Here is a 21,408-nt window from a genome sequence, read left to right as displayed (position 1 = left end):
CGGGCTGTAGCGCCTGATGGATAATCGCTGATAGCTATCAATATGAGAGCAATCAGGCGCGCGTGGGCAGCCAGGGGCGCAGCCAGCCCAGGCCGTCGCGCGTGGCATGGGGCGCCGCGCCGCGCGCGGGCCGGTATTCGCAGCCGATCCAGCCGTCGTAGCCCATGCTGTCGAGCAGACGGAACAGGTAGGGGTAGTTCACCTCGCCCACGTCGGGCTCGTGGCGCTCGGGCACGCCCGCGATCTGCACATGCCCGACGCGGCCGGTGGGCAGGTACTGGCGGATCTTCATCGCCAGGTCGCCCTCGACGATCTGGCAGTGGTAGAGGTCCATCTGCACCTGCACGTTGGCCGCGCCGATCTCGCCGGCGAGCGCGTGGGCCTGGTCCTGCCGGCGGAGGAAGAACCCCGGCATGTCGCGCCCGTTGATCGGCTCCAGCAGGATGCGGATGCCGTGCGGCGCGGCCTGCTCGGCCGCATGGCGCACGTTGGCGATGTAGGTGGCGCGCACGGTGGCCGGGTCGGCGCCCTGCGGCACCAGGCCGGCCATCACATGGATGCGCGGGCACTGCAGGACCTGCGCATATTCGATGGCCTGGACGATGCCGGCGCGGAACTCCGCCTCGCGTCCGGGCAGACAGGCGATGCCGCGTTCGCCCGCGTCCCAGTGGCCGGGCGGCGCGTTGAACAGCACCTGCTGCAGGCCCAGCGTGCGCAGGCGATCGGCCAGTTGCTGCGCAGGCCAGGCGTAGGGAAACAGGTATTCGACGGCCTCGAACCCGTCGCGGGCGGCGGCGGCGAAGCGGTCGAGAAAGTCCACGTCGTTGTAGAGCATGGACAGGTTGGCGGCGAAGCGGGGCATGGGCAGAGTCCTTGGAGATGCGGATGAGGGGCGGTTCAGAGGCGCGGCGCGGTGGCCAGCAGATCGGCCAGCCGGTCGCGGTAGAAGCGCGCCTGCAGGGCGGTGGCGTGGCCGGTGGTGTCGGCCGCCGTGGGGATCAGCAGCGCCTGGGCGTGCGGTATGCGGGCGAGGGCCGCTTCCAGCAGTTGCAGCTCGGGCGGGTTGCGCTCGTCGTCGGCGGAGTTGATGGCCAGCACGCGGGCGGTGATGCGTTCCAGGTCGGCGGTGGGGTCGTAGTCGCGGGAGGCTTCCCACTGGTAGAGATGGTCGTTCGCGTCGCCCGCGAAGGCGGCCTTCAAGCGCTGCTCCAGCAGCGCGTCGGCTGCGGCGCGCGTGGGCGCGAGCTGGTGCAGGCCCAGGTGCCCGCCGTTGGTGGCGATGCCGTAGAACACCGAGGCGAACTGCAGGCTGCGCGGCTGCTGCGTGTAGTGGCCGCGCTGCCAGTCCGGGTCGTTGCGGATGGAGTCCGTCACCAGGCGCCGCAGCATCCAGTTGCGCCCCGCCATCGGCGTGGGCAGCGCGGCCAGGGGCACGGCAACGTCCATGAACCCGGGGTGGCCCCGTGCCCAGAGCCAGGTGTGCATGCCGCCCATCGAATAGCCGATGACGGCGCGCAGATGGGCCAGGCCCAGGTGCTCGGTCAGCAGGCGGTGCTGGGCCGCCACCATGTCGCCGTAGCCGTAGGCCGGAAACGCCGTGCGCAGGCCGTCCGAAGGCTTGCTGGAGCGGCCGGTGCCGATGGCATCGGGCAGCACGATGAAGTAGCGGCGGGCATCCAGCGGCTGGCCCGGGCCGAACAGCTGGCCGGCGAAGCCCGGCCCGAGCAGCGACTCGGCCGAGCCGTTGGTGCCGTGCAGCACCAGCACCGGCTCGCCGCCGGGGTCGCCCACCGTGGTGTAGGCGAGCTTCAGCGAAGGCAGCACCTCGCCGGTATGGAAGCGGAAGTCCGGCACCGCCCATTCGCCGCGCTGCGGCGCCGGATGGGTGGACGTGGCCGGCGGGGGAGGCGGTAGCGAGGTCATGGCGGCAAGGCGATTGTCGGGGCCTGGCTACCAGCTGGCCCCGAAGCGAAGGCGCAGCTCGTCGATCTGCGCTTCGGACAGCGGCCGGGCATCGGGCACCAGGCGGTGCAGGCGGGCGGTTTCCTCCAGCTCCTCCAGCACGGCCATGGCTTCGGCCGGGCTGCCGTGCCACACATTGGGCCCCAGGCGCGCCAGCATCACCGCCTGCAGGCGACGGCCTTGCGCGGCGTGGTGAGCGATGGCGCGGGCCACGGCCTCGGCCGCCGCCGCGTCGCCCGGGCGGTGGTACGCGATGTGCGGCACGCGCCCCACCTTCATCACGAAGTAGGGCGTGATGGGCGGCAGCAGTTCCGCGTCGTCCGCCAGCCGCCCGCCGGCCGCGGCACTGCCGCTGGCCGCGCTGTCGGCCGCCAGCGAGCAGGCCACCAGCTGCGTGCTGTGCGTGTGGATCACGCAGCGCGCCGGCTGGCCGGCCTCGGACGTGGCGGCGTAGATGTGGCGGTGCAGCGCGATGGTCTTGCTGGCGCGGTCGCCCGACAGCTGCCGGCCTTCGGCATCCAGGCGCGCCAGCCGTTCGGGCTGCAGCGTGCCCAGGCAGGCGTCGGTGGGCGTGATGAGGTAGCCATCGGCCAGCCGCACGCTGATGTTGCCGGCGGTGGCGTGCACGTAGCCGCGCTCGAAGAGGCTTCGGCCCACGCGGCAGATCTCGGCGCGGGCCGTGTCTTCCGGCAGGAATTCGGCGGCGCTGGTGCTCATGGCTGCAGCCGGGCGAATGCCTGGGTAAAGAAATCGGGGCTGCCGAAGTTGCCCGACTTCAGCGCGATGTGCAGGCCGCCGGGCGCGTCGGCGGCATGGGCGTGGCACCACGGCACGCCGGGGTCGATCTGCGCGCCAATGCGCATCTGCGCGATGCCCAGGGCCTGCACGCAGGCGCCCGAGGTCTCGCCGCCGGCCACGATGAGCTGGCGCACGCCGCGCTGCACCAGCCCGCGCGCGATGGCGGCGATGGCGGCCTCCACCATGGCGCCGGCCGCGCCGGAACCCAGCTGGCCCTGCACCGCGCGCACGGCCGAGGGCTCGGCCGTCGAATACACCAGCACCGGGCCGCGGGCCAGGTGCGCGTCGGCCCAGGCCAGGGCCTCGGCCGCCACGTCCACGCCGGCGGCGATGCGCAGCGGGTCGATGGCCAGGGCCGGCCGGCCGGACTGGATGAATTCCCGCACCTGCCGCTGGGTCGCCACCGAGCAGCTGCCCGAGACGACCGCCTGCAGCCCCTGCGGCGCGGGCAGGCGCGCGGCTTCGTCGCCCGGCGCGATGCCGAAGTTGCCCGGCAGGCCGATCGCCACCCCCGAACCGGCGGTGACCAGCGGCATGCCTTTGAGCGCAGGGCCCAGGCGCAGCAGGTCGGCGTTGGAGACGGCATCGACCACGGCCATGCGCACGCCCTCGGCCCGCAGCTGCCCGATGCGCGCGCGGATGGCGGCCTCGCCCTGCGCCACCACGGCGTGGTCGATCAGGCCCACGCGGCTTGGCGTCTGCCCCTGCAGCACGCGCACCAAGTTCGGGTCGGTCATGGGCGTGAGCGGATGGTTCTGCATGCCGCTTTCGCTGAGCAGCACGTCGCCCACGAACAGGTAGCCCTGGAAGACGGTGCGGCGGTTGTCCGGGAATGCGGGCGTGGCGATGGTGAAGTCGCATCCCAGCGCCTCCATCAGCGCGTCGGTGACCGGGCCGATGTTGCCCTCGGCCGTGCTGTCGAAGGTGGAGCAGTACTTGAAGTAGATCTGCTCGGCGCCCTGCGCCTGCAGCCACCGCAGCGCGGCCAGCGACTGGGCGATGGCCTCGTCCTTGGGCGTGGTGCGCGACTTGAGCGCGACCACCACGGCATCGGCATCGGCGCCGAGCGGGGCCGTGGGTACCCCCATGACCTGCACCACGCGCATGCCGGCGCGCACCAGGTTGTTGGCGAGGTCGGTGGCGCCGGTGAAGTCGTCGGCGATGCAGCCCAGCAGCGCGCGCGTCATGCCTGCGGCTCCTGGCCGGCGGGCAGCGTGATGCCCGGGAAGATCTTGATCACGGCGCTGTCGTCCTCCTTCGCGAAGCCGGCGGTCGAGGCCTGCATGAACATCTGGTGCGCGGTGGCGGCCAGCGGCAGCGGGAATTTGCTGGCGCGCGCGGTGTCCAGCACCAGGCCCAAGTCCTTCACGAAGATGTCCACGGCCGACAGTGGGCGATAGTCGCCCGCCAGCACGTGGGCCATGCGGTTCTCGAACATCCAGCTGTTGCCTGCGCTGTGGGTGATGACCTCGTACAGCGCCGCCGCGTCCACCCCTTCGCGCAGGCCCAGCGCCATGGCTTCCGCCGCCACGGCGATGTGCACGCCCGCCAGCAGCTGGTTGATGATCTTCACCTTGCTGCCCGCGCCGGCCCGGTCGCCCAGGCGATACACCTTGCCGGCCATGCCGTCCAGCACGGCGCCGGCCGCGGCATAGGCTTCGGGCCGGGCGGAGGTCATCATGGTCATCTGGCCCGATGCCGCCTTGGCCGCGCCGCCGGAGATGGGGGCATCGACATAGTGCAGGCCCAGCGCGTTCAGCCGCGCCTCCAGCGCCATGGACCAGTTCGGGTCCACCGTGGAGCACATCACGAAGGTGCTGCCCGGGCGCATGGCCGCCGCGGCGCCGCCCGCGCCGAACAGCACGCTCTCGGTCTGCGCGGCGTTGACCACCACCGACACCACCACGTCGCTCACGGCCGCGAGAGAGGCCGCCGTGGCGTGCGCCGTGCCGCCCTCGGCCGCGAAGGCCTCGGCTGCGCCGGGACGCACGTCGCAGACGTGGATGGCGAAGCCGTTGCCGCGCAGAGTCTTGGCAATGCCGGCGCCCATGGCGCCCAGGCCGATGATGCCCACGGTGGGAAGGTTCATGGTGTCAGTCCTCGAAGAAAGAGAAGCCGTAGAAGAAGGGGGCATTCAGGCCACCAGGGCCCAGATCAGCGCGGTGAGCGCGAAGCCTGCCAGGCCCAGCAGGGTGGTCAGCACCGTCCAGGTGCGCAGGCCGTCACCCACGCTGAGGCCCAGGTAGCGTGTGACGATCCAGAAGCCGGAGTCGTTGACGTGCGACAGGCCCAGGCTGCCGAAGCCGATGGCCACCGTGAGCAAGGCCACCTGCAGCGGCGAATACCCGCCGCCGGCCATGGCGTCGGCCAGCAGGCCGCAGGTGGTGATGATGGCCACCGTGGCCGAGCCCTGCGCCGCGCGCAGCGCCAGCGAGATCACGAAGGCCAGCAGGATCAGGGGCAGGCTGGTGGCGGTGAGACTTTGCGACAGCGCGGCGCCGATGCCGCTGGCTGTGAGCACCTTGGCGAACACGCCGCCTGCGCCGGTCACCAGAATCACGGTAGCGGCCGGCGGCAGCGCTGATTCCATGATGGCGTTGGTGCGTTCGCGGTTCCAGCCCTGGCTGCGGCCGAGCAGCAACATCGCCAGGCCCACGGCCACCATCAGCGCGAAGATGGGTGAGCCGAGAAAGGCCAGCACCGCGCGCAGCCCGTCGCCCTGGGGCAGCAGGGTGGCGCCGGTGGTGCCGGCCATGATGAACGCCAGCGGAACCAGGATCAGCGCCATGATGGTGCCCACGCCGGGGGCGCGGTGGTTGGATTCGGATGGCGCCGCGCTGTCCTTTGCGGTGCCGAAGGCGGCGAACTGCTCGGCCGTGGCGGGCAGCATGGGATATCCCTTGCGGTTGAGCCAGCCCGAGACGTACTGCGACAGTGCCGCCAGCGGAATGCAGATGGCCAGGCCGATGAGGGTGATCCAGCCAATATCAGCCTTCACGATGGCCGCGCCGCCCACGATGCCGGGGTGCGGCGGCACCACCACGTGCGCGGCCAGCATGATGCCCGCCACGGGCAGCCCGAACTGGACCGGGTTGACGCCCGCTGCCTTGCAGAAGCCATAGACGATGGGCACCAGGATGATGAACCCCACGTCGAAAAACACCGGGACGGCCAGCACCAGCGCCGCGGCGGTGAGCGCTATGGGCACGCGCGTGGGCCCCAGCAGCTGGGTGAAGCGGTTGGCCAAGGTGGCTGCGCCGCCGGACACCTCGATCATGCGCCCCAGCATGGAGCCCAGCGCCACGAGGATGGCCACCGAGCCCAGCGTTCCGCCCATGCCCGCGATCAACGTGCCGATGATGTCGCCGATGGGCATGCCGGTGGCGAAGGCCACCAGAAAGCTGACCAGCATCATGGCCACGAAGGCATGGACCTGCCAGCGGATGATGAGCAGAAGCAGCAGTGCGATGCTGCCAGCGCCGATGGCGAGAAGTGCGACGGTTGACACGACGGGATGCCTCCAGAAGTCGACCGCGACATACATGCGCCGCAGCCTGAATTGTTGGTATTGTCAGGTCATCATACAAATCTGTATTGAGGCGTGTCTTGGGGTAAACCCATGCCGGGGTGGCATCCAGGCGAGGGTGCCGGGGGCTGGCAGGCACGATCCTGCCGTCCGGGGAAGAGGCGTGCCCATTGGCGCAGGACCGATCCGGAGCCTGCGGCGCCCGCTTGTGGGTGGATCTATTTCACGCCGGGCGGAACGGCTGCCACCAGCGGCTCCGCCAGCCTGTCGCCGGACTGGGTCCAGAAGCTGGGGTCCGCCTGGGCGATGCGGGCCAGGGCGTTGTGCATGTGCCCGGCCGCGGCGGTGCGGGCGGCCACCGGGTCGCCCGCCTCGATCGCCTGCACGATGCGGTCGTGCTCATGCGTCACGGCCTGCGAGAAATCGCTGCGGCGTGCCTCGTTGGCGCGTGTCACGCGCGTCGCGCCCTGGAGGAACTGGGCCAGGTAGTCCAGCGTGTTGATGAGAAACGGGTTCCCCGCCGCCCGGGCGATGGCGCGGTGGAACTGCACGTCTTCCTCCACCCCGTCACGGCCGGCGGCCACGGCGTCGTGGATGGCCTGCACGGCCTGGCGGATGGCGATCAGGTCCTGCGGACTGCGGCGCTGCGCGGCCAGCTCCGCCACCTCCGATTCGAGCGCGCGGCGCACTTCCACGATCTGCATCACCGCCTCGCGCGAAGCCGCATGCGGCAGCCCGAACTGCAGCGGCTCGATGCCCGGGGCCTGCACGTACACGCCGCTGCCCTGGCGCGAATCGACCAGGCCGCGCGATTTCAGGCGCGAGATGGCCTCGCGCACCACCGTGCGGCTGACCTGGAACTGCTGGGCCAGCGCGGTCTCGGTCGGCAGCTTCTCGGCCGCCTGGATGCGCCCCGCGCGGATCTCCGCCTCCAGCGCGCTGGCGACCTGGTCGGCCAGCTTGATGGTGGGTTTGATGGCGGCGAAGGACGAGGACATGGGGCAGCGGACGGGCGTGGGGCTGAGAAGATAGCAGTGCGGGACTGCCGGACGACTGTACTCCAAGCCCTGCAGATGCTCTGCGTGCATCGCCGCACCGTGCGCCCCGGCAGAACCGGGGCTTCAGCGGCGTTGCGCATCCTCGCCCGGGTGGGCCGTGACTGCGGCCCAGCGCGCCCGCGGCCGCCTCGCGCGGGCGCGGAGGTCTGGGCACCCTGCGGCCCGCAGCCCGCGCCGAGGCCCACGGTGCGCGGGAGTCAGTCGAGCTGGATCTTGGCGAAGGCCGCGACCTGCTTCCACTGAGCGGCATCGCTGGCCATGGCGGCTGCGGCGGCGGGCGCATCCATGAAGGCAGGCTCGGCGCCCTGGCGCTGGATGGCGGCGACCGTGTCGGGCTCCTGCACGACCTTTTGCAGGGCCTGGGAGAGCCGGGCCACCACGGGCGCCGGCAGGCCTGCGGGTGCGGCCACGCCGAACCAAGCGCTGACGTTGAAACCGTCCAGCCCCGACTCGGCCAGGGTGGGCACCTGCGGCAGCGCAGCGCTGCGCTGCGGCGTGGTGACGGCCAGCGCCCGCAGCTTGCCGGCCTGGATCTGGCCGATGGACGAAGGCAGGTTGTCGAACATCATGTCCACCTCACCCGCGAGCAGCGCCGTGACGGCGGCGGCCGAGCCCCGATAGGGCACATGGGTGATGAAGGCACCGGTCTGCCGCTTGAACAGTTCGGCGCTTAGGTGCAGCGAGGTGCCATTGCCATTGGAGGCATAGTTCATGCGCCCGGGCGCTGCCTTGGCCCGGGCGACCAGATCCGACACCCGGGTGATGCCCGACGCCGGATGGACCAGCAGCACGTTGGGTACGCGCCCGAGCAGCGCCACCGGGGCCAGCTGCGAGGGCTGGTAGGGCAGGTTCTTGTAGAGGGCGGGGCTGATCGTGAGTGCCGGCGACGCCATCAGCAGGGTGTAGCCATCGGCAGGCGCGCGTGCCGCCTCGACCGCGCCCAGGTTGCCGCCGGCGCCGGGTTTGTTGTCCACCACCACCGGCTGGCCAAGCTCCTGCGCCAGCCTGGCGCTCACCAGCCGGGCCATGTTGTCGATGAGCCCGCCGGGCGGGAAGGGCACCACCAGGCGGATGGGGCGGGCGGGCCAGCCTGCTTGTGCCTGCGCCAGCGCCAGCGGCGGGAACACGGTGCATGAGGCGAGCGCCACCGTGGCGCGAAGCAAGCTGCGTTTGGTCAGGGCGGGGGCCATGAGTGTCTCCTGATACGGCTGATGTGCCGATTATTGGTCATGTAGTAGGGTCATCATACAAATCTGCTTGAGGAACAAGACGTGGGGTTAACCCGGCTACGGATTGCCGGCCATTGCGCTGGCTACAGAGCTGCGCCCGCGTTAAAAGGATCGTGAGCGCGTTGGCTTGCAGGCGTGGAAGGAAGGCGTGGCCGGCAATCCCTCGGTCTGCCCGAGTCGGCCGCTAAAGCTGCAGACGTCGTAGCAGCTGCAGGGACCATTGCTGCTGTCGCTGCTGTCGCTGCTGTCGCTGCTGCTGATGTTGCTGCTGTTGCTGCTGCAGTGGGTGCAGCTACGAGAGAAGGTGCCGGGTTGGCGCCGCGGGGCAGGCGTTCAAGGGATGACCCAGCGGTCCGCGGCTGCGCGGATGTGCGAGCGCATGGCGGCTTCGGCCAGCAAGGGGTCGCGCAGGGCCAGGCAGCGGTAGACCTGCTCGTGCTCCGCCAGGGCCTCATGCCAGGTGGGCTGGCCTTCCAGTCGCTTGCGCATGTGGGTGGCCAGCGGCCCGCGTCGCTCGTCGAACAGGGTGGCGACGAGGCTGACCAGCACCGAGTTGCCGGTCATCTCGGCAATGCGCACGTGGAATTCCCGGTCGTGCTCCAGCACGTCCCGGCCGGCCGCAATGTCGGCGCGCATGGCCTCCACGCTGGCATGCACGCGTGCCAGGCCTTCGGGCGTGGCGTGCACGCAGGCCAGCACGATCACGCCGCCCTCCAGCACGCCACGGGCCTGCATCAGCTCCTGCGGGCTCTCGCCCATCGACACGGGCATGCCCGGCCGCCTCAGCGCGCGGCTGCAGACGTAGACGCCCGAGCCCATGCGGATCTCGACGCTGCCCTCGATCTCCAGCGCGATGAGCGCTTCCCGCAGCGACGGCCGCGACACACCCAGCTGCTGGGCCAGGTCGCGCTCGGGGGGCAGGCGGGCGCCGACCGCGTAGTCGCCCTGCTGGATCAGGCTGCGGACCTTGTCGGCGATCTGCTGGTACAGGCGACGGGTTTCAAAGCCCTTGGAGGTGTCTGACATGGGTGGGTCCTGAATTGGTCAGACCATCGTGGCCTGACCGTGCGGTATGGATCGCAGTGTAAGCAGGGAATTTCGTTCGTACCCGCCGCAAAATGGCCTGTACACCCGGATTTGGGGAAAACCCGGTAAGGCCAATTTTGTTTTGCCGGTAAATTGGCCTGACCAAGAAAACCCACGATGCGGCTGCCCTCCGAGCGGCCGCCCCAACCGCCTTGAACTACGCCTTCGACTTTTCCGCGCCCCTGGCTTATTGGCCCGATCTGCTGAACGGCGCATGGACCACGCTGGCCCTGTCGGTGTCGGCCACGTTCTTCGGCTTTCTGCTGGGTGTGTTCTGCGCCCTGGCCAACACCGGGCGCACGCGGTGGCTGGCCCAGGTGTCGGGCCTCTACATCGAGGTGATCCGCAACACGCCGCTGCTGGTGCAGGTGTTCATCGTCTACTTCGGCCTCGCGTCGATGGGCCTGCAGGTCGGGGCGTTCACGGCGGCCACCGTGGCGCTGGTGGTGAACGTGGGGGCCTACACCAGCGAGATCGTGCGCGCCGGCATCGAATCCATTCCCCGCAGCCAGCTGGAGGCCGCCGAATGCATGGGCCTGTCGCGCTGGCAGACGCTGCGGCACGTGGTGCTGCCGCCGGCCATCGAGCGGGTGTATCCCGCGCTGTCCAGCCAGTACGTGCTGTTGATGCTGGCCTCGTCGATCTGCTCGCAGATCTCCGCCGAGGAACTCACCGCCGTCGCCAACCGCGTGCAGTCCGACACCTATCGCTCCGTGGAGACCTACCTCATCGTCGCGGCCGGCTACCTGCTGATGTCGCTGCTGATGCGCGGGCTGCTGTGGGCCGTTGCCATGGTGGCCTTTCCCCGGCGCCGGCGCCTGGGCACCCCACTGTAGAAGAACCACGAGAAGGAACGCACGCCATGGGTTTTCTCACCACCGCCCACCTGCTCTTCCTGTGGAATGGGCTGCTGTGGACGATCGGGCTGTCGCTGCTCGCCTTCGCAGGGGGCGGGCTGCTGGGCTTCCTCGTCGCGCTGGGCAGCTCCTACGGGCCGCGCTGGTCGCGCCTGGCCGTCTCCGTCTACATCAAGCTGATCCAGGGCACGCCGTTGCTGGTGCTGCTGCCGCTGGCGTATTTCGGCCTGCCGTCGCTGGGCTTGAACGTGGCCCCGCTCACGGCGGCGGCACTGGCGCTGTCCATTTACGTCTCGGCCTACCTGGGCGAGATCTGGCGTGGCTGCATCGAGTCGGTGCCGCGCACGCAAGCCGAGGCGGCCGAGTGCCTGGCGCTGCGCTGGCACCAACGGGTGTGGCACGTGATCCTGCCGCAGGCCGTGAAGATCGCGACGCCGCCCACCGTGGGCTTCATGGTGCAGATCGTCAAGAACACCTCGCTGGCGTCGGCCATCGGCTTCGTCGAGCTGGCGCGCGCCGGCCAGATCATCAACAACTCCACGTTCGAGCCCTTCGTCATCTTCATGGTCGTCGCGGCCCTGTACTTCGCCCTGTGTTATCCGCTGTCGGTGCTGAGCCGCCGCCTTGAGAGGAGCTTCCATGTCGCCCATCGTTGAGATCGAGAACATCTCCAAGTGCTTCGGCGCCACGCGTGTGCTGGAGGGGGTGTCGTTCACCGTCAGGAAGGGCTCGGTGGTTGCCATCATCGGCCAGAGCGGCTCGGGCAAGAGCACGGCGCTGCGCTGCATCGACCGGCTGGAGACGGTGGATGCCGGCCGCATCCGCGTCTGCGGCCATGAAGTGACCGCGCCGGGGCTGGATCTGAACCAGCTGCGCCGCGACGTGGGCATCGTCTTCCAGAGCTACAACCTGTTCCCGCACCTCACGGCGCTGGAGAACATCATCCTGGCGCCGCGCCTGGTGCAGAAGGTGAGCAAGGCCGAGGCGCGCGAGCGCGGCCACGCCGTGCTGGCCCAGGTGGGCCTGGCAGAGAAGGCCGACTGCTATCCGTCGCAGCTGTCGGGCGGCCAGCAGCAGCGCGTGGCCATCGCCCGCTCGCTGGCCATGCAGCCGCAGCTCATGCTGTTCGACGAAGTCACTTCCGCGCTCGACCCTCAGCTCACCGGCGAAGTGCTGCGCGTGATGGAGAAGCTCGCCGAGGGCGGCATGACCATGATCCTCGTGACCCACGAAATGGCTTTCGCCCGCAAGGTGGCCGACGAGGTCATCTTCATGCACAAGGGCCGCGTGTGGGAGCACGGGCTGGCGTCGCTGCTCGATGCGCCAGCCACCACCGAGCTGCGCGACTTCGTGGGCAACGGACTCTGAGAGCCCCTTTGCGCAAGGCGCGCCCAACGCGCCGCCACGGATCCATCCCCAAGATTCAACACCAGGAGACAACCACCATGATCCGCCGTTCCCACCTCGTTCGCAGCCTCGTCGCCGCTGCCGCCTTGCTGACCCTCGGTGCCGGCGCCGCGCACGCCGACCTGCTCAAGGACATCCGCGAAGCGAAGAAGATCCGCATCGCGCTCGACACCGGCTCGCCCCCCTACGGCTTCGTCGACGGCGCCATGAAGCCGGTCGGCTCCGACGTGGAAACCGCCCAGCTGCTCGCCAGCGACCTCGGCGTGGCCCTGGAAATGGTGCAGACCACCAGCCCCAACCGCATCCCGTTCCTGCAGACCGGCAAGGCCGACATCGTGGTGGCGTCGCTGTCGGTGACCCCCGACCGCGAGAAGGTCATCGACTTCTCGGTGCCCTATGCGCAGATCCTCGCCGTCGTCGCCGGGCCGAAGGCCGCGCAGGTCAAGGGCTTCGACGACCTCAAGGGCAAGCGCGTGGCGACCACCCGCGGCTCCAACAACGACAAGGTCGTGACGGCGGGTGCGAAAGATGCGCAGATCGTGCGCTTCGACGACGACGCCACGCTGGTCACCGCCGCCGTCAGCGGCCAGGCCGACTTCATCGCCACCTCGCCGGCCATCGTCAACACCGTGCGGGCCAAGGTGCCGCAGAAAGACCTGGAGCAGAAGTTCGTCATGTCCACCGTGCCGCTGGGCATCGGCCTGCGCAAGAACGAGCCCGAGCTGAAGGCCTGGATCAACGACTGGATCGCCAAGAACACCGAGAACGGCAAGCTCACCGCGATCTACAAGAAATACCACGGCAACTGAGCAGCCGATCCGTTTGCACCTTCATCCCCTTCCTTGCGAGCCCTTCCCATGCTGACCGTCATCTGCGAAACCCCTGGCACCCTGCGCGCCGAGCAACGAGAACGCCCCGTGCGCGGCGAGGGCGAGGTGCTGCTGCGCGTCAGGCGCGTGGGCGTGTGCGGAACCGACCTGCACATCTTCACCGGCAACCAGCCCTTCCTGCAGTACCCCCGCGTGATGGGGCATGAGCTGTCGGGCGTGGTGGAGGAGGGCGTGCCGGGCGGGCGGCTGGTGGCGGGCGATGCGGCCTACGTCATGCCCTATCTGTCGTGCGGCACCTGTGTGGCGTGCCGGCAGGGCAAGACGAACTGCTGCGTGAACATCCAGGTGCTGGGCGTGCACCGCGATGGCGCCTTCACCGAATACCTGTCGCTGCCCGAGGCCTTCGTGCACAAGGCGGACGGGGTCACGCTGGACCAGGCGGCGATGATCGAATTCCTCGCCATCGGCGCGCACGCCGTGCGCCGGGGCAACGTGCAGCGCGGCCAGCGCGTGCTGGTCGTGGGCGCCGGCCCCATCGGCATGGCGGCCATGATTTTCGCGCGGCTGCGCGGCGCCGAGGTGACGGCCATCGACGGCCGCCAGGACCGCGTGGACTTCTGCCGGCGCGAACTGGTCGTGGCCCACGCAGTCACGCTGGGCGAGGGCGACGTCGAGCAGCTCTCGTCCGCCACCCAGGGCGAATTCTTCGACCAGGTGTTCGACGCCACGGGCAATGCCAAGGCCATCGAACGAGGCTTCGGCTTCGTGGCGCATGGCGGCACCTACGTGCTGATCTCGGTGGTGCGCGACACCATCACCTTCTCCGACCCCGAGTTCCACAAGCGCGAAACCACGCTGCTGGGCAGCCGCAACGCGACGGCCGAAGACTTCGAGGCGGTGCTGGCGGCCATGCGCGCGGGACAGGTTCCCACCGCCGCCCTGAACACCCACCGCATGGCGCTGGCCGACGTGCCCGCCGAGTTCGCGCAACTGCTCGACCCGGCGCGCGGCGTGGTCAAGGCCATCGTCGAGGTCTGACCCGCCATGGCACGGCCGATTCTTCAGCTGGGCACCAGCCGCTTCCTGCTGGCGCACGTCGATCTCTTCGTCTCCGAGGCGCTGGCCGGAACCGGCGGCGCCAGCGATGCGCTGGGAGCGATCACCGTGGTGCAGACCACCGAGCGCCCCGAAGGCGCCGCCCGCGTGGCCGCGCTGGCCCATGGCGGCGGCTACCCGGTGCGGGTGCGCGGACTGGCCGGCGGCGAGGTGGTGGACCGCACGGTGCAGTGCACGGCGGTGCAGGCCGCCTGCTCCGCGTCCAGCCACTGGCCGCAGCTGCGGGCGCAGGTGGCGAGCGAGGTGCGCGTGATCGTGTCGAACACGGCGGACACGGGCTACCTGCTCGACGAGCGCGACGGCCCCGAGTCGCTGGCACCCGGCAGCGCGCCGCCGCGCAGCTTCCCTGCCAAGCTGCTGGTGCTGCTGCACGGCCGCTGGCAGGCGGCGCCCCGGCTGCCGCTCACCTTGCTCCCGTGCGAGCTGGTCGAGCGCAACGGCGATGTGCTCTGCGGCCTGGTGACCGGGCTGGCGCGGCAGTGGCAGCTGCCCGCCGAGTGCATCGGCTGGCTCGGCACGCACTGCGTCTGGGCCAACTCGCTGGTGGACCGCATCGTGTCCGAGGCCATCGAGCCGGTCGGCGCCGTGGCCGAGCCCTATGCGCTCTGGGCCATCGAGCGCCGCCCGGGCCTGCAACTGCCCTGCCAGCACCCCGCCATCGTGCTCACCGACGACCTGGCATTCCACGAGCGGCTCAAGCTCTTCCTGCTCAATGGCGGCCACACCTTCCTGGCCGAGCAGTGGCTGCGCGGCGGCAGCGACCCGGCAGCCACCGTCAGGCAGGCCATGGCCGACCGCGAGCAGCGGGCGGCGCTGGAGGCGCTCTGGAGCGAGGAAATCCTGCCCGTCTTCGACAGCCTGGGCGCTGCCGCGCGGGCCCAGGCGGATGCCTACCTGGCCGACGTGCGCGAGCGCTTCGCCAACCCGTTCCTCGACCACCGCATCGCTGACATCGCGCAGAACCACGCGCAAAAGAAGCTGCGGCGGTTCGGCCCCATCCTGGCCCTGGCGGCCGAGCGGGCGCCGCAGCTGGCCCAGCCCCGTCTTCGGGCGGCGATGGCGCACGGTGCCTGACAGGGCCATTCGCCCCTCATCCTTTTCCACACAGCGACGATGACCTCTCCGCACAACGCATCGACCCCCGCAGGCGGCGCGCCCGCAGCACCTGCGGTGCTGCAACTGGCCGCCACCGACAACGTGGCGGTGGCCCGCCGCGACCTGCAGGCCCAGGAGGCCGTGACCGTCGGCACGCGCACCGTGGTGGTTCGCCAGCCGATCCCCTCGGGCCACAAGCTGGCGCTCGAACCCATTGCCATGGGCGATGTGGTGCGCAAGTACGGCCAGAGCATCGGCGTGGCGACCGCGCCGGTCGCCGAGGGCGAGCACGTGCATGTGCACAACGTCGGCATGACGGCCTCCAGCCACGGGCACGCCGCGGGTGCGGGCTTTCGGCCGACCGAGCGCGCGCCGGCACCGCTCAGCTTCGACGGCTTCGTGCGGCCCGACGGCCGCGTCGGCACGCGCAACTACCTGGGCGTGATCGCCAGCGTCAACTGCTCGGCCACCGTGTGCCGGCACATCGCTGACGCGTTCCGCGGCCCGGCGCTGGCGGCGTGGCCGCAGGTGGACGGCGTGGTGGCCATCACCCACGGCAGCGGCTGCGGCATGGGCGGCGACGGCGAAGGGCTGGCGCTGCTGCAGCGCACGTTGCGCGGCTATGCCAACCACCCCAACTTCGCCGGCGTGCTGGTCATCGGGCTGGGTTGCGAGGTCAACCAGATTGCGCCGCTGGTCGAGACGCTGACCGCCCGCGCGCCGGGCATGTTCGCCACGCTCACCATCCAGGACGAGGGCGGCACGCGGGAGACCATCGCGGCGGGCCAGCAGCTCCTGCGCCAGATGCTGGAGCAGGCCAACCAGGCGCGGCGCCAGCCGGTGCCCCTGTCGCACCTGACGGTGGGGCTGCAGTGCGGCGGCTCCGACGGCTATTCCGGCATCAGCGCCAACCCCGCGCTGGGGGCTGCGGTCGACCGGGTGGTGCGCCACGGCGGCACCGCCATCCTGTCGGAAACACCCGAGATCTACGGCGCGGAACACCTGCTGACCCACCGCGCCGCCACGCCCGCCGTGGCCGACAAGCTGATGCAACGGCTGGCCTGGTGGGAGCGCTATGCCGCGCTGCACGGCGGCGACCTGAACAACAACCCGTCGCCCGGCAACAAGGCCGGCGGCATCACCACCATTCTGGAGAAGTCGCTCGGCGCCGTCGCCAAGGCGGGCTCCACCGGCCTGATGGAGGTGCTGGAGTACGCCGAGCCGGTGCGCACGCACGGCCTGGTGTTCATGGACACGCCGGGCTACGACCCCGTCTCCGCCACGGGCCAGGTGGCGGGCGGCGCCAACCTGATCTGCTTTACCACCGGGCGCGGCTCCACCTACGGGTGCAAGCCCACGCCCTCGCTCAAGCTGGCCACCAACACCCCGATGTTCCAGCGCATGTCGCTCGACATGGACTTCGACTGCGGCGGCATCGTGGACGGCCGGCAGACCATCGACGAGGCCGGCGAGGCGCTGTTCCGCCTGATGGTCGCCACCGCCTCCGGCCAGCGCAGCAAGAGCGAAGAGAACGGGCTGGGCGACAATGAATTCCTGCCCTGGCAACTGGGAGCCGTGATGTGATGGAAGGCCGCAATCCGCAACCCTCTGGCCCCGGCCTGCTGGACGCCCTGACCGTGGGCGAGCCCATGGCGCTTTTCATGGCGACCCAGCCGGGCGAACTGCATGCGGTGGCCGACTTCCGCCGCGTGCCGGCGGGCGCCGAGCTGAACGTGGCGACGGGCCTGGCCCGGCTCGGCCTGCGCACCGGCTACATCACGCGGCTGGGGCGCGATTCGTTCGGCCGGTTCCTGCAAGGCGTGCTGGCGAGTGAAGGCATCGACGCGCGCTTCGTCGCCCAGGACGACGCCCACCCCACCGGGTTCATGCTCAAGACGCGGGCCGACGACGGCAGCGACCCGCAGATCGAGTACTTCCGCAAGGGCTCGGCCGCCAGCCGCCTGGGTCTGGCGGACGCACCCGCAGGCGCCTTTCCTGCACGCCATCTGCACCTGACCGGCATCACGCCGGCGCTGTCGCCCAGCACCCGCGAGCTCGCCTTCCATCTCGCACGCCAGGCCCGCGCGGCCGGCGCCACGGTGTCCTTCGACCCGAATCTGCGTCCACGGCTGTGGCCTTCGCCCGAGGCCATGGCCGACTGCGTCAACGCGCTGGCATCGCTCAGCGACCTGGTGCTGCCGGGCCTGGCCGAAGGCCGCCTGCTGACGGGCCAAGACACGGCCGAGGACATCGCCGCTTTCTACCTGGAGCGCGGTGCAAGGCAGGTCGTCGTGAAGCTGGGGCCCGAGGGGGCCTACTACGCAGAGCGCGGCGGGCCCGCTGGCCATTCGCCGGGCATTGCCGTGGCGCAGGTGGTGGATACCGTCGGCGCGGGGGACGGCTTCGCGGTCGGCGTGGTCAGCGGCCTGCTCGAAGGGCTTTCGCTGGCGCAGGCCGCGGCCCGCGGCAACGCCATCGGTGCGCGGGTGGTGGGTTTTCCCGGGGATTCCGACGGTCTGCCCAACCGTGCGGAACTGCTCGACGCCGACGCAGGGGGCGCAGGGGCGGCAGGGGCTGCAGCGCCGTAGTCACGCCGGGTCAAGCCTGCTCTGCCGCTGGCCGCGGCGGCTCCTGCAGGGCCGCTGGCAGCGCCGTCGGCTCCAGCACCGGCGTGCCGTTGTGTTCCGCCCGGAACCGGGCCGATCTTTCATAGGCCAGCTTGCGCACGCGCATCACGTTCCCGAGCGGCTGGTGGTCGGCCAGGCCGCGCCAGGGGCTGAAGAACAGGCCGTCCTCGGAGACGGCGGCGATGGCGTCGCTCCAGGCGCTTTGCGGCGGCGCCGTCAGCCGGGCGACGGTGACGTAGGGGCTCTCGTCCTGCGGCCACTCGACCGACGCGTCCTCGACGGGCATCCTTTCCCGATCGGTGCAGAGCTGCACGCGCAGCTCCCATTCGGCGCCGTGCGCGGCCATGAAGCGCACCACCTCCTCGCGCAGGCCGTTCGGGCGGCCGTCCAGATCCACCTTCTGGTCGACCAGGGCCTGCAGCTCCGCCGAGGCCGGCGCGAGCGACAGCTTGGCGATGTAGCGGCCGTGCCGCAGCGCTGCGGCGGTGAAGAAGGTGGCGCCCAGCACATGGGTGGGCGCGTGGCCGCCCAGGCCGATCAACTTGCCGCTTTGGCCGCCGAAGGCCTCGACGACGCGCTCGGCCAGCTGCAGGGTGGCCGACAGGGCCTTCTTCGCGCCTTCGGCCACATCGGTGGTGGCGGCCAGCGGCTTGAGGTTGCCGAGAAACTTCTTGGCCGTGGGCGCGGCGAACACCGGGCTGTCGACGAAGAGGAAGTTCTGCGTGGTGTCGCCTTCGGACCCTGGCAGCCGCGCACCGGGCACGCCCAGGATCTTCAGGCCGAGGCCGCGCGGCAGCGACACCTTGTCGTCCAGCACGTCGCCCGGGTTGGTGGAGAAACGCATGATCGCGTCGTACGTACCGGGTTGGGCGAAGAGGCCCTGCGCCAACGGCTCCGGCAGGCCGGGCAGCACGGTCAGCTGCGCACGCAGCACGCCGTGGGCCTTGGCGTGCACGCTGCGCCGCGCGTGGCCGCTGTTCTCGAAGGTCTTCTCGCGGATCTTGCCCAGCGTCTGGTCCAGCTCCTCGGTCACCTGGGGTTCATCGGGCTCCATCTGTTCGACGGCGGCGTGGTAGGGGACGGGCGAAGCCGGGGCGGTGTCTGGAGGCATGGGAGGTCTCGGGCTGAAGCGGTGGAGAGAAAAGAGTGAAAGGGCTTGGAAGGGCAGAGCCGGCGGGCGGAGCGCCCCCGCATCAGCCTGCCGTCACGCGGATCGGAATGGACTTGGCCGCGGGCACGTGGCTTTCCTTGGCGTGGTGGTTCAGCGGCATCAGGGAATTGAGTTCCGGGTAGTACCCGGCGACCGATCCCTGCGGCAGGTCGTAGGCCACCACGGTGAGGCCGGCCACCTCGCGGCGCACGTCGTCCTGGTGCCACTCGGTGCGGGCAGTGACCAGCGCGCCGGCCTGCAGGCCCAGCCGGTCGATGTCATGGGCGTTCATGAGCAGCACGCGCCGGTTGCCCTCGATGCGGCGGAAGCGGTCGTCCAGGCTGTAGATGGTGGTGTTGAACTGGTCGTCGCTGCGGATGGTGAAGAGGCGCAGCACCTCGCCCTGCACGGGCGTGGGCACTTCGTCCGGGTCGGCGTTCATGCCGTGCGGCGCCGTGAAGACGGCCTTTCCGCTCTCCGTCTCCCAGACGCGCTCGCGTGCCGCGTTGGGCCGCGCGAAGCCGCCCGGCGTGGCCAGCCGTTCGTTGAAGTCATGGAAGATATGGGGGAAGGTCTCTGCGATGGCGCGGCGCACGCGGGCATAGTCGGCCGTCCACGCCTGCCAGGGCACGGTGCCGTCCGGGGGCAGCGTGGCCTGCGCGATGCCTGCGACGATCGCCAGCTCGGACCTGAGCGTTGGCGCCGCCGGCTCGGCGACGCCGCGCGAAGGGTGCATGACGCCCGTGGAGTCCTCGGTGGACACCGTCTGCTCGCCGGTGGCTTGCCGGTCGATCTCCACCCGGCCCAGGCAGGGCAGCAGGTAGGCGACCTCGCCACGCGTGACGTGGCTGCGGTTGAGCTTGGTGGCGATCTGCACGGTCAGCCGCAGGCGCTGCCAGGCCGCTTCCACCAGCGCGGTCTCGGGCACGGCGCGCACGAAGTTGCCGCCCAATCCCAGGAACGCCCGCACCGAGCCGTCCAGCACGCCCTGGCAGGCGCCCACGGTGTCCAGGCCCTTGTGGCGCGGCGGCTCGAACTGGAACTGCCGGGCGAGCTGGTCCAGCGGTGCCAGTTCCGGCTTCTCGGTGATGCCGACCGTGCGCTGGCCCTGCACGTTGGAATGGCCGCGCACCGGGCAGAGCCCCGCGCCGGGCTTGCCCACGTTGCCGCGCAGCAGCAGCCAGTTGGCCAGCATCTGCACGTTGAGCACGCCCTCCCGGTGCTGGGTCAGGCCCATGCCGTACACCCCGATCACGCGCTGGGCACCCATGTAGGTCTGGGCGGCCTGCTCCAGGCTGGCGCGCGACAGGCCCGATTCGCGTTCGATGTCGTCCCACGACGCCGCGCGCATCGCCTGCGCCAGTGCGTCATAGCCCTGCGTGTGTTCGGCCACGAACTGAGCGTCGATGACCCGCGCGCCGCCTGCCGCCTGAGCGGCGTCGTCGGCCTCGATGACGCATTTGCACAGGCCGGTCAGGGCCGCCACGTCGCCGCCCGGGCGCACCTGCAGGTACTGCGTGCTGATGTCGGTGCTGCCGGGTGTGAGCATCTCCACCGGCGACTGGGGGTTGCTGAAGGCCACCAGCCCGCTCTCCCGCAGCGGGTTGAAGGTGACGATGGGCACGCCGCGCTGGCGGGCCTCCTGCAGCGGGTGCAGCATGCGCGGGCTGGAGACACCGACGTTCTGGCCGAAGAAGAAGATCGCGTCGCAGTGCTCGAAGTCGTCCAGGTCCACCGTGCCGACCGGCGAGCCGATGGATTTCTTCAGGCCGACCGAGGTGCTCTCGTGGCACATGTTGGAGCTGTCGGGCAGGTTGTTGGTGCCGTAGAGCCGGGCGAACAACTGCCAGAGGTAGGAGGTTTCCAGCGACGCGCGGCCGGAGGCGTAGAACACTACCGAATCGGGCTCCAGAGCCCGCAGTTCGCGGCCGATGCCGTCGAAGGCTTCTTCCCACGATATCTCGCGGTAGCGGTCGAGGCAGGCGTCGTAGCGCAGCGGCACCGTCAGCCGGCCGGCCGCCTCCAGCGCGTGGTCGGACCAGCCGGCCAGATCGGCCAGCGTGTGCCGCTCGAAGAAGTCGGCGCCGGCCCGCTTGCCGGTCAGCTCCCAGGTCGTGGCCTTGGCGCCGGCTTCGCAGAATTCGGCCGCATGCGGATGCGCAGGCTTGGCCCAGGCGCAGCTGGAGCAGGTGAACCCCTCGTGCTTGTTCTGCAGCGCCAGCGCCTTCACGACGGCGATGCCGGGCCGGTCGCGCAGCAGGCTGCCGGCGACCGCCTTGATGGAGCCCCAGCCGCCAGCGCTGGGTGGTCCGCTGTCTGCGGCGGCGTCGGCCGCGCCGTGGCCCGGGGCGGGCAGGTTATCGGTCATGGGACGCTCTCGATGCGTCGCCGCGCTGGTGCATGGGGTTCTCCTGAACGTCCCCGCAGGGACCGGTCAGGTCAGGTTACCCGCCAAATGGCGCGTCCACGCCTGTCTGACAGGCAGCCTGATGGCAAGACGCGGCGGCGGCCGACACGGTGGCTGCGTGCGTCTCGGGTTTGCGCCGGGCCGGGGTGGCCCGGAGGTTCGCACTGGCCGCGTGGCGCCCTGTGCTGCCCCGTGCCGCCAGGGCGTGGGGCCGGTGGGCGGGGCGGCGCGCAGTGCCCCACCGCATGATTTGCTCGGGC

19 protein-coding genes are annotated in these 21,408 nt (G+C 70.6%); 8 read left to right on the top strand and 11 right to left on the bottom strand.

What is annotated here, in order from left to right; translation table 11 throughout:
- Window positions 1-52: 52 nt before the first annotated feature.
- The 9 genes from otnI to ASF94_RS11785 form a co-directional block, all read right to left on the bottom strand.
- Window positions 53-862 (bottom strand): 2-oxo-tetronate isomerase, encoded by an 810-nt coding sequence (gene otnI, locus ASF94_RS11825; protein ID WP_056666263.1) that lies wholly within the window; start codon window positions 860-862, stop codon window positions 53-55.
- Between the two features lie 35 nt (window positions 863-897).
- Window positions 898-1,923: an alpha/beta fold hydrolase gene (locus ASF94_RS11820; RefSeq protein WP_056666260.1), complete on the bottom strand. Its 1,026-nt coding sequence runs from the start codon at window positions 1,921-1,923 to the stop codon at window positions 898-900.
- A gap of 27 nt (window positions 1,924-1,950) precedes the next feature.
- Complete coding sequence (locus tag ASF94_RS11815) at window positions 1,951-2,679, bottom strand: aldolase (protein WP_235505343.1); 729 nt, start codon at window positions 2,677-2,679, stop codon at window positions 1,951-1,953.
- Window positions 2,676-3,947 carry a 3-oxo-tetronate kinase gene (otnK, locus tag ASF94_RS11810; protein WP_056666257.1) on the bottom strand — a complete coding sequence of 424 codons (1,272 nt, stop codon included), beginning with the start codon at window positions 3,945-3,947 and terminating at the stop codon, window positions 2,676-2,678. Before otnK ends, ASF94_RS11815 begins: the two co-directional genes overlap by 4 nt.
- Window positions 3,944-4,849 (bottom strand): L-threonate dehydrogenase, encoded by a 906-nt coding sequence (gene ltnD / locus ASF94_RS11805; protein WP_056666256.1) that lies wholly within the window; start codon window positions 4,847-4,849, stop codon window positions 3,944-3,946. The genes otnK and ltnD overlap by 4 nt, the downstream gene beginning before the upstream one ends.
- 45 nt (window positions 4,850-4,894) lie before the next feature.
- On the bottom strand, window positions 4,895-6,268 hold the full coding sequence (locus tag ASF94_RS11800; RefSeq protein WP_056667199.1) for a GntP family transporter: 1,374 nt from the start codon (window positions 6,266-6,268) through the stop codon (window positions 4,895-4,897).
- Window positions 6,269-6,504: 236 nt separating this feature from the next.
- Window positions 6,505-7,284, bottom strand: coding sequence for a FadR/GntR family transcriptional regulator (locus ASF94_RS11795; RefSeq protein WP_056666253.1), 780 nt, complete (start codon window positions 7,282-7,284; stop codon window positions 6,505-6,507).
- 257 nt (window positions 7,285-7,541) lie between these two features.
- Complete coding sequence (locus tag ASF94_RS11790) at window positions 7,542-8,534, bottom strand: tripartite tricarboxylate transporter substrate binding protein (RefSeq protein ID WP_082493208.1); 993 nt, start codon at window positions 8,532-8,534, stop codon at window positions 7,542-7,544.
- 372 nt (window positions 8,535-8,906) lie between these two features.
- Window positions 8,907-9,599: a FadR/GntR family transcriptional regulator gene (locus ASF94_RS11785; RefSeq protein ID WP_056666250.1), complete on the bottom strand. Its 693-nt coding sequence runs from the start codon at window positions 9,597-9,599 to the stop codon at window positions 8,907-8,909.
- A gap of 212 nt (window positions 9,600-9,811) precedes the next feature.
- Between ASF94_RS11785 and ASF94_RS11780 the strand changes: the two genes are divergently transcribed.
- The 8 genes from ASF94_RS11780 (at window position 9,812) to ASF94_RS11745 (ending at window position 17,552) form a co-directional block, all read left to right on the top strand.
- On the top strand, window positions 9,812-10,495 hold the full coding sequence (locus tag ASF94_RS11780; RefSeq protein ID WP_056666247.1) for an amino acid ABC transporter permease: 684 nt from the start codon (window positions 9,812-9,814) through the stop codon (window positions 10,493-10,495).
- A 26-nt stretch (window positions 10,496-10,521) separates the two neighbouring features.
- Entirely contained in the window at window positions 10,522-11,172 is a 651-nt protein-coding gene (locus ASF94_RS11775; protein ID WP_056666245.1) for an amino acid ABC transporter permease, read from the top strand.
- A complete protein-coding gene (locus tag ASF94_RS11770) occupies window positions 11,156-11,884 on the top strand; it encodes an amino acid ABC transporter ATP-binding protein (RefSeq protein WP_056666242.1) in 729 nt (242 codons plus the stop codon). The genes ASF94_RS11775 and ASF94_RS11770 overlap by 17 nt, the downstream gene beginning before the upstream one ends.
- Window positions 11,885-11,961: 77 nt before the next feature.
- Window positions 11,962-12,732, top strand: coding sequence for a transporter substrate-binding domain-containing protein (locus ASF94_RS11765; protein WP_056666240.1), 771 nt, complete (start codon window positions 11,962-11,964; stop codon window positions 12,730-12,732).
- A 48-nt stretch (window positions 12,733-12,780) separates the two neighbouring features.
- Window positions 12,781-13,791 carry a zinc-binding alcohol dehydrogenase family protein gene (locus tag ASF94_RS11760; protein ID WP_056666237.1) on the top strand — a complete coding sequence of 337 codons (1,011 nt, stop codon included), beginning with the start codon at window positions 12,781-12,783 and terminating at the stop codon, window positions 13,789-13,791.
- Window positions 13,792-13,797: 6 nt separating this feature from the next.
- Window positions 13,798-14,943, top strand: coding sequence for a D-mannonate oxidoreductase (locus ASF94_RS11755; protein ID WP_056666234.1), 1,146 nt, complete (start codon window positions 13,798-13,800; stop codon window positions 14,941-14,943).
- Between the two features lie 39 nt (window positions 14,944-14,982).
- A complete protein-coding gene (locus ASF94_RS11750) occupies window positions 14,983-16,548 on the top strand; it encodes a UxaA family hydrolase (RefSeq protein ID WP_056666231.1) in 1,566 nt (521 codons plus the stop codon).
- Window positions 16,548-17,552 (top strand): sugar kinase, encoded by a 1,005-nt coding sequence (locus ASF94_RS11745; protein ID WP_056666229.1) that lies wholly within the window; start codon window positions 16,548-16,550, stop codon window positions 17,550-17,552. Before ASF94_RS11750 ends, ASF94_RS11745 begins: the two co-directional genes overlap by 1 nt.
- Window positions 17,553-17,562: 10 nt before the next feature.
- Here the strand turns inward: ASF94_RS11745 and ASF94_RS11740 are convergent, their stop codons facing one another.
- Together ASF94_RS11740 and ASF94_RS11735 are read right to left on the bottom strand one after the other, a co-directional pair.
- The gene (locus ASF94_RS11740) at window positions 17,563-18,702 is read right to left on the bottom strand and encodes a catalase family protein (RefSeq protein ID WP_056666226.1); all 1,140 of its coding nucleotides are present in this window, start codon (window positions 18,700-18,702) and stop codon (window positions 17,563-17,565) included.
- An 82-nt stretch (window positions 18,703-18,784) separates the two neighbouring features.
- On the bottom strand, window positions 18,785-21,109 hold the full coding sequence (locus tag ASF94_RS11735; protein ID WP_056666223.1) for an FdhF/YdeP family oxidoreductase: 2,325 nt from the start codon (window positions 21,107-21,109) through the stop codon (window positions 18,785-18,787).
- Between the last annotated feature and the right edge of the window lie 299 nt (window positions 21,110-21,408).

Origin of the sequence: Acidovorax sp. Leaf160 (genome assembly GCF_001424265.1) — a bacterium.
Lineage (GTDB): Bacteria > Pseudomonadota > Gammaproteobacteria > Burkholderiales > Burkholderiaceae_C > Paracidovorax.
Note: the sequence above shows the minus strand (reverse complement) of the source record. Positions and strands in the feature narration are given on the sequence as shown.

Coding starts and splice junctions, on each gene's coding strand:
- otnI (WP_056666263.1), bottom strand. CDS start 862: ATGCCCCGCTTCGCCGCCAACCTGTCCATGCTCTACAACGACGTGGAC.
- ASF94_RS11770 (WP_056666242.1), top strand. CDS start 11,156: ATGTCGCCCATCGTTGAGATCGAGAACATCTCCAAGTGCTTCGGCGCC.
- ASF94_RS11775 (WP_056666245.1), top strand. CDS start 10,522: ATGGGTTTTCTCACCACCGCCCACCTGCTCTTCCTGTGGAATGGGCTG.
- ltnD (WP_056666256.1), bottom strand. CDS start 4,849: ATGAACCTTCCCACCGTGGGCATCATCGGCCTGGGCGCCATGGGCGCC.
- otnK (WP_056666257.1), bottom strand. CDS start 3,947: ATGACGCGCGCGCTGCTGGGCTGCATCGCCGACGACTTCACCGGCGCC.
- ASF94_RS11820 (WP_056666260.1), bottom strand. CDS start 1,923: ATGACCTCGCTACCGCCTCCCCCGCCGGCCACGTCCACCCATCCGGCG.
- ASF94_RS11750 (WP_056666231.1), top strand. CDS start 14,983: ATGACCTCTCCGCACAACGCATCGACCCCCGCAGGCGGCGCGCCCGCA.
- ASF94_RS11815 (WP_235505343.1), bottom strand. CDS start 2,679: ATGAGCACCAGCGCCGCCGAATTCCTGCCGGAAGACACGGCCCGCGCC.
- ASF94_RS11740 (WP_056666226.1), bottom strand. CDS start 18,702: ATGCCTCCAGACACCGCCCCGGCTTCGCCCGTCCCCTACCACGCCGCC.
- ASF94_RS11795 (WP_056666253.1), bottom strand. CDS start 7,284: ATGTCCTCGTCCTTCGCCGCCATCAAACCCACCATCAAGCTGGCCGAC.
- ASF94_RS11745 (WP_056666229.1), top strand. CDS start 16,548: ATGGAAGGCCGCAATCCGCAACCCTCTGGCCCCGGCCTGCTGGACGCC.
- ASF94_RS11790 (WP_082493208.1), bottom strand. CDS start 8,534: ATGGCCCCCGCCCTGACCAAACGCAGCTTGCTTCGCGCCACGGTGGCG.
- ASF94_RS11755 (WP_056666234.1), top strand. CDS start 13,798: ATGGCACGGCCGATTCTTCAGCTGGGCACCAGCCGCTTCCTGCTGGCG.
- ASF94_RS11785 (WP_056666250.1), bottom strand. CDS start 9,599: ATGTCAGACACCTCCAAGGGCTTTGAAACCCGTCGCCTGTACCAGCAG.
- ASF94_RS11760 (WP_056666237.1), top strand. CDS start 12,781: ATGCTGACCGTCATCTGCGAAACCCCTGGCACCCTGCGCGCCGAGCAA.
- ASF94_RS11735 (WP_056666223.1), bottom strand. CDS start 21,109: ATGACCGATAACCTGCCCGCCCCGGGCCACGGCGCGGCCGACGCCGCC.
- ASF94_RS11765 (WP_056666240.1), top strand. CDS start 11,962: ATGATCCGCCGTTCCCACCTCGTTCGCAGCCTCGTCGCCGCTGCCGCC.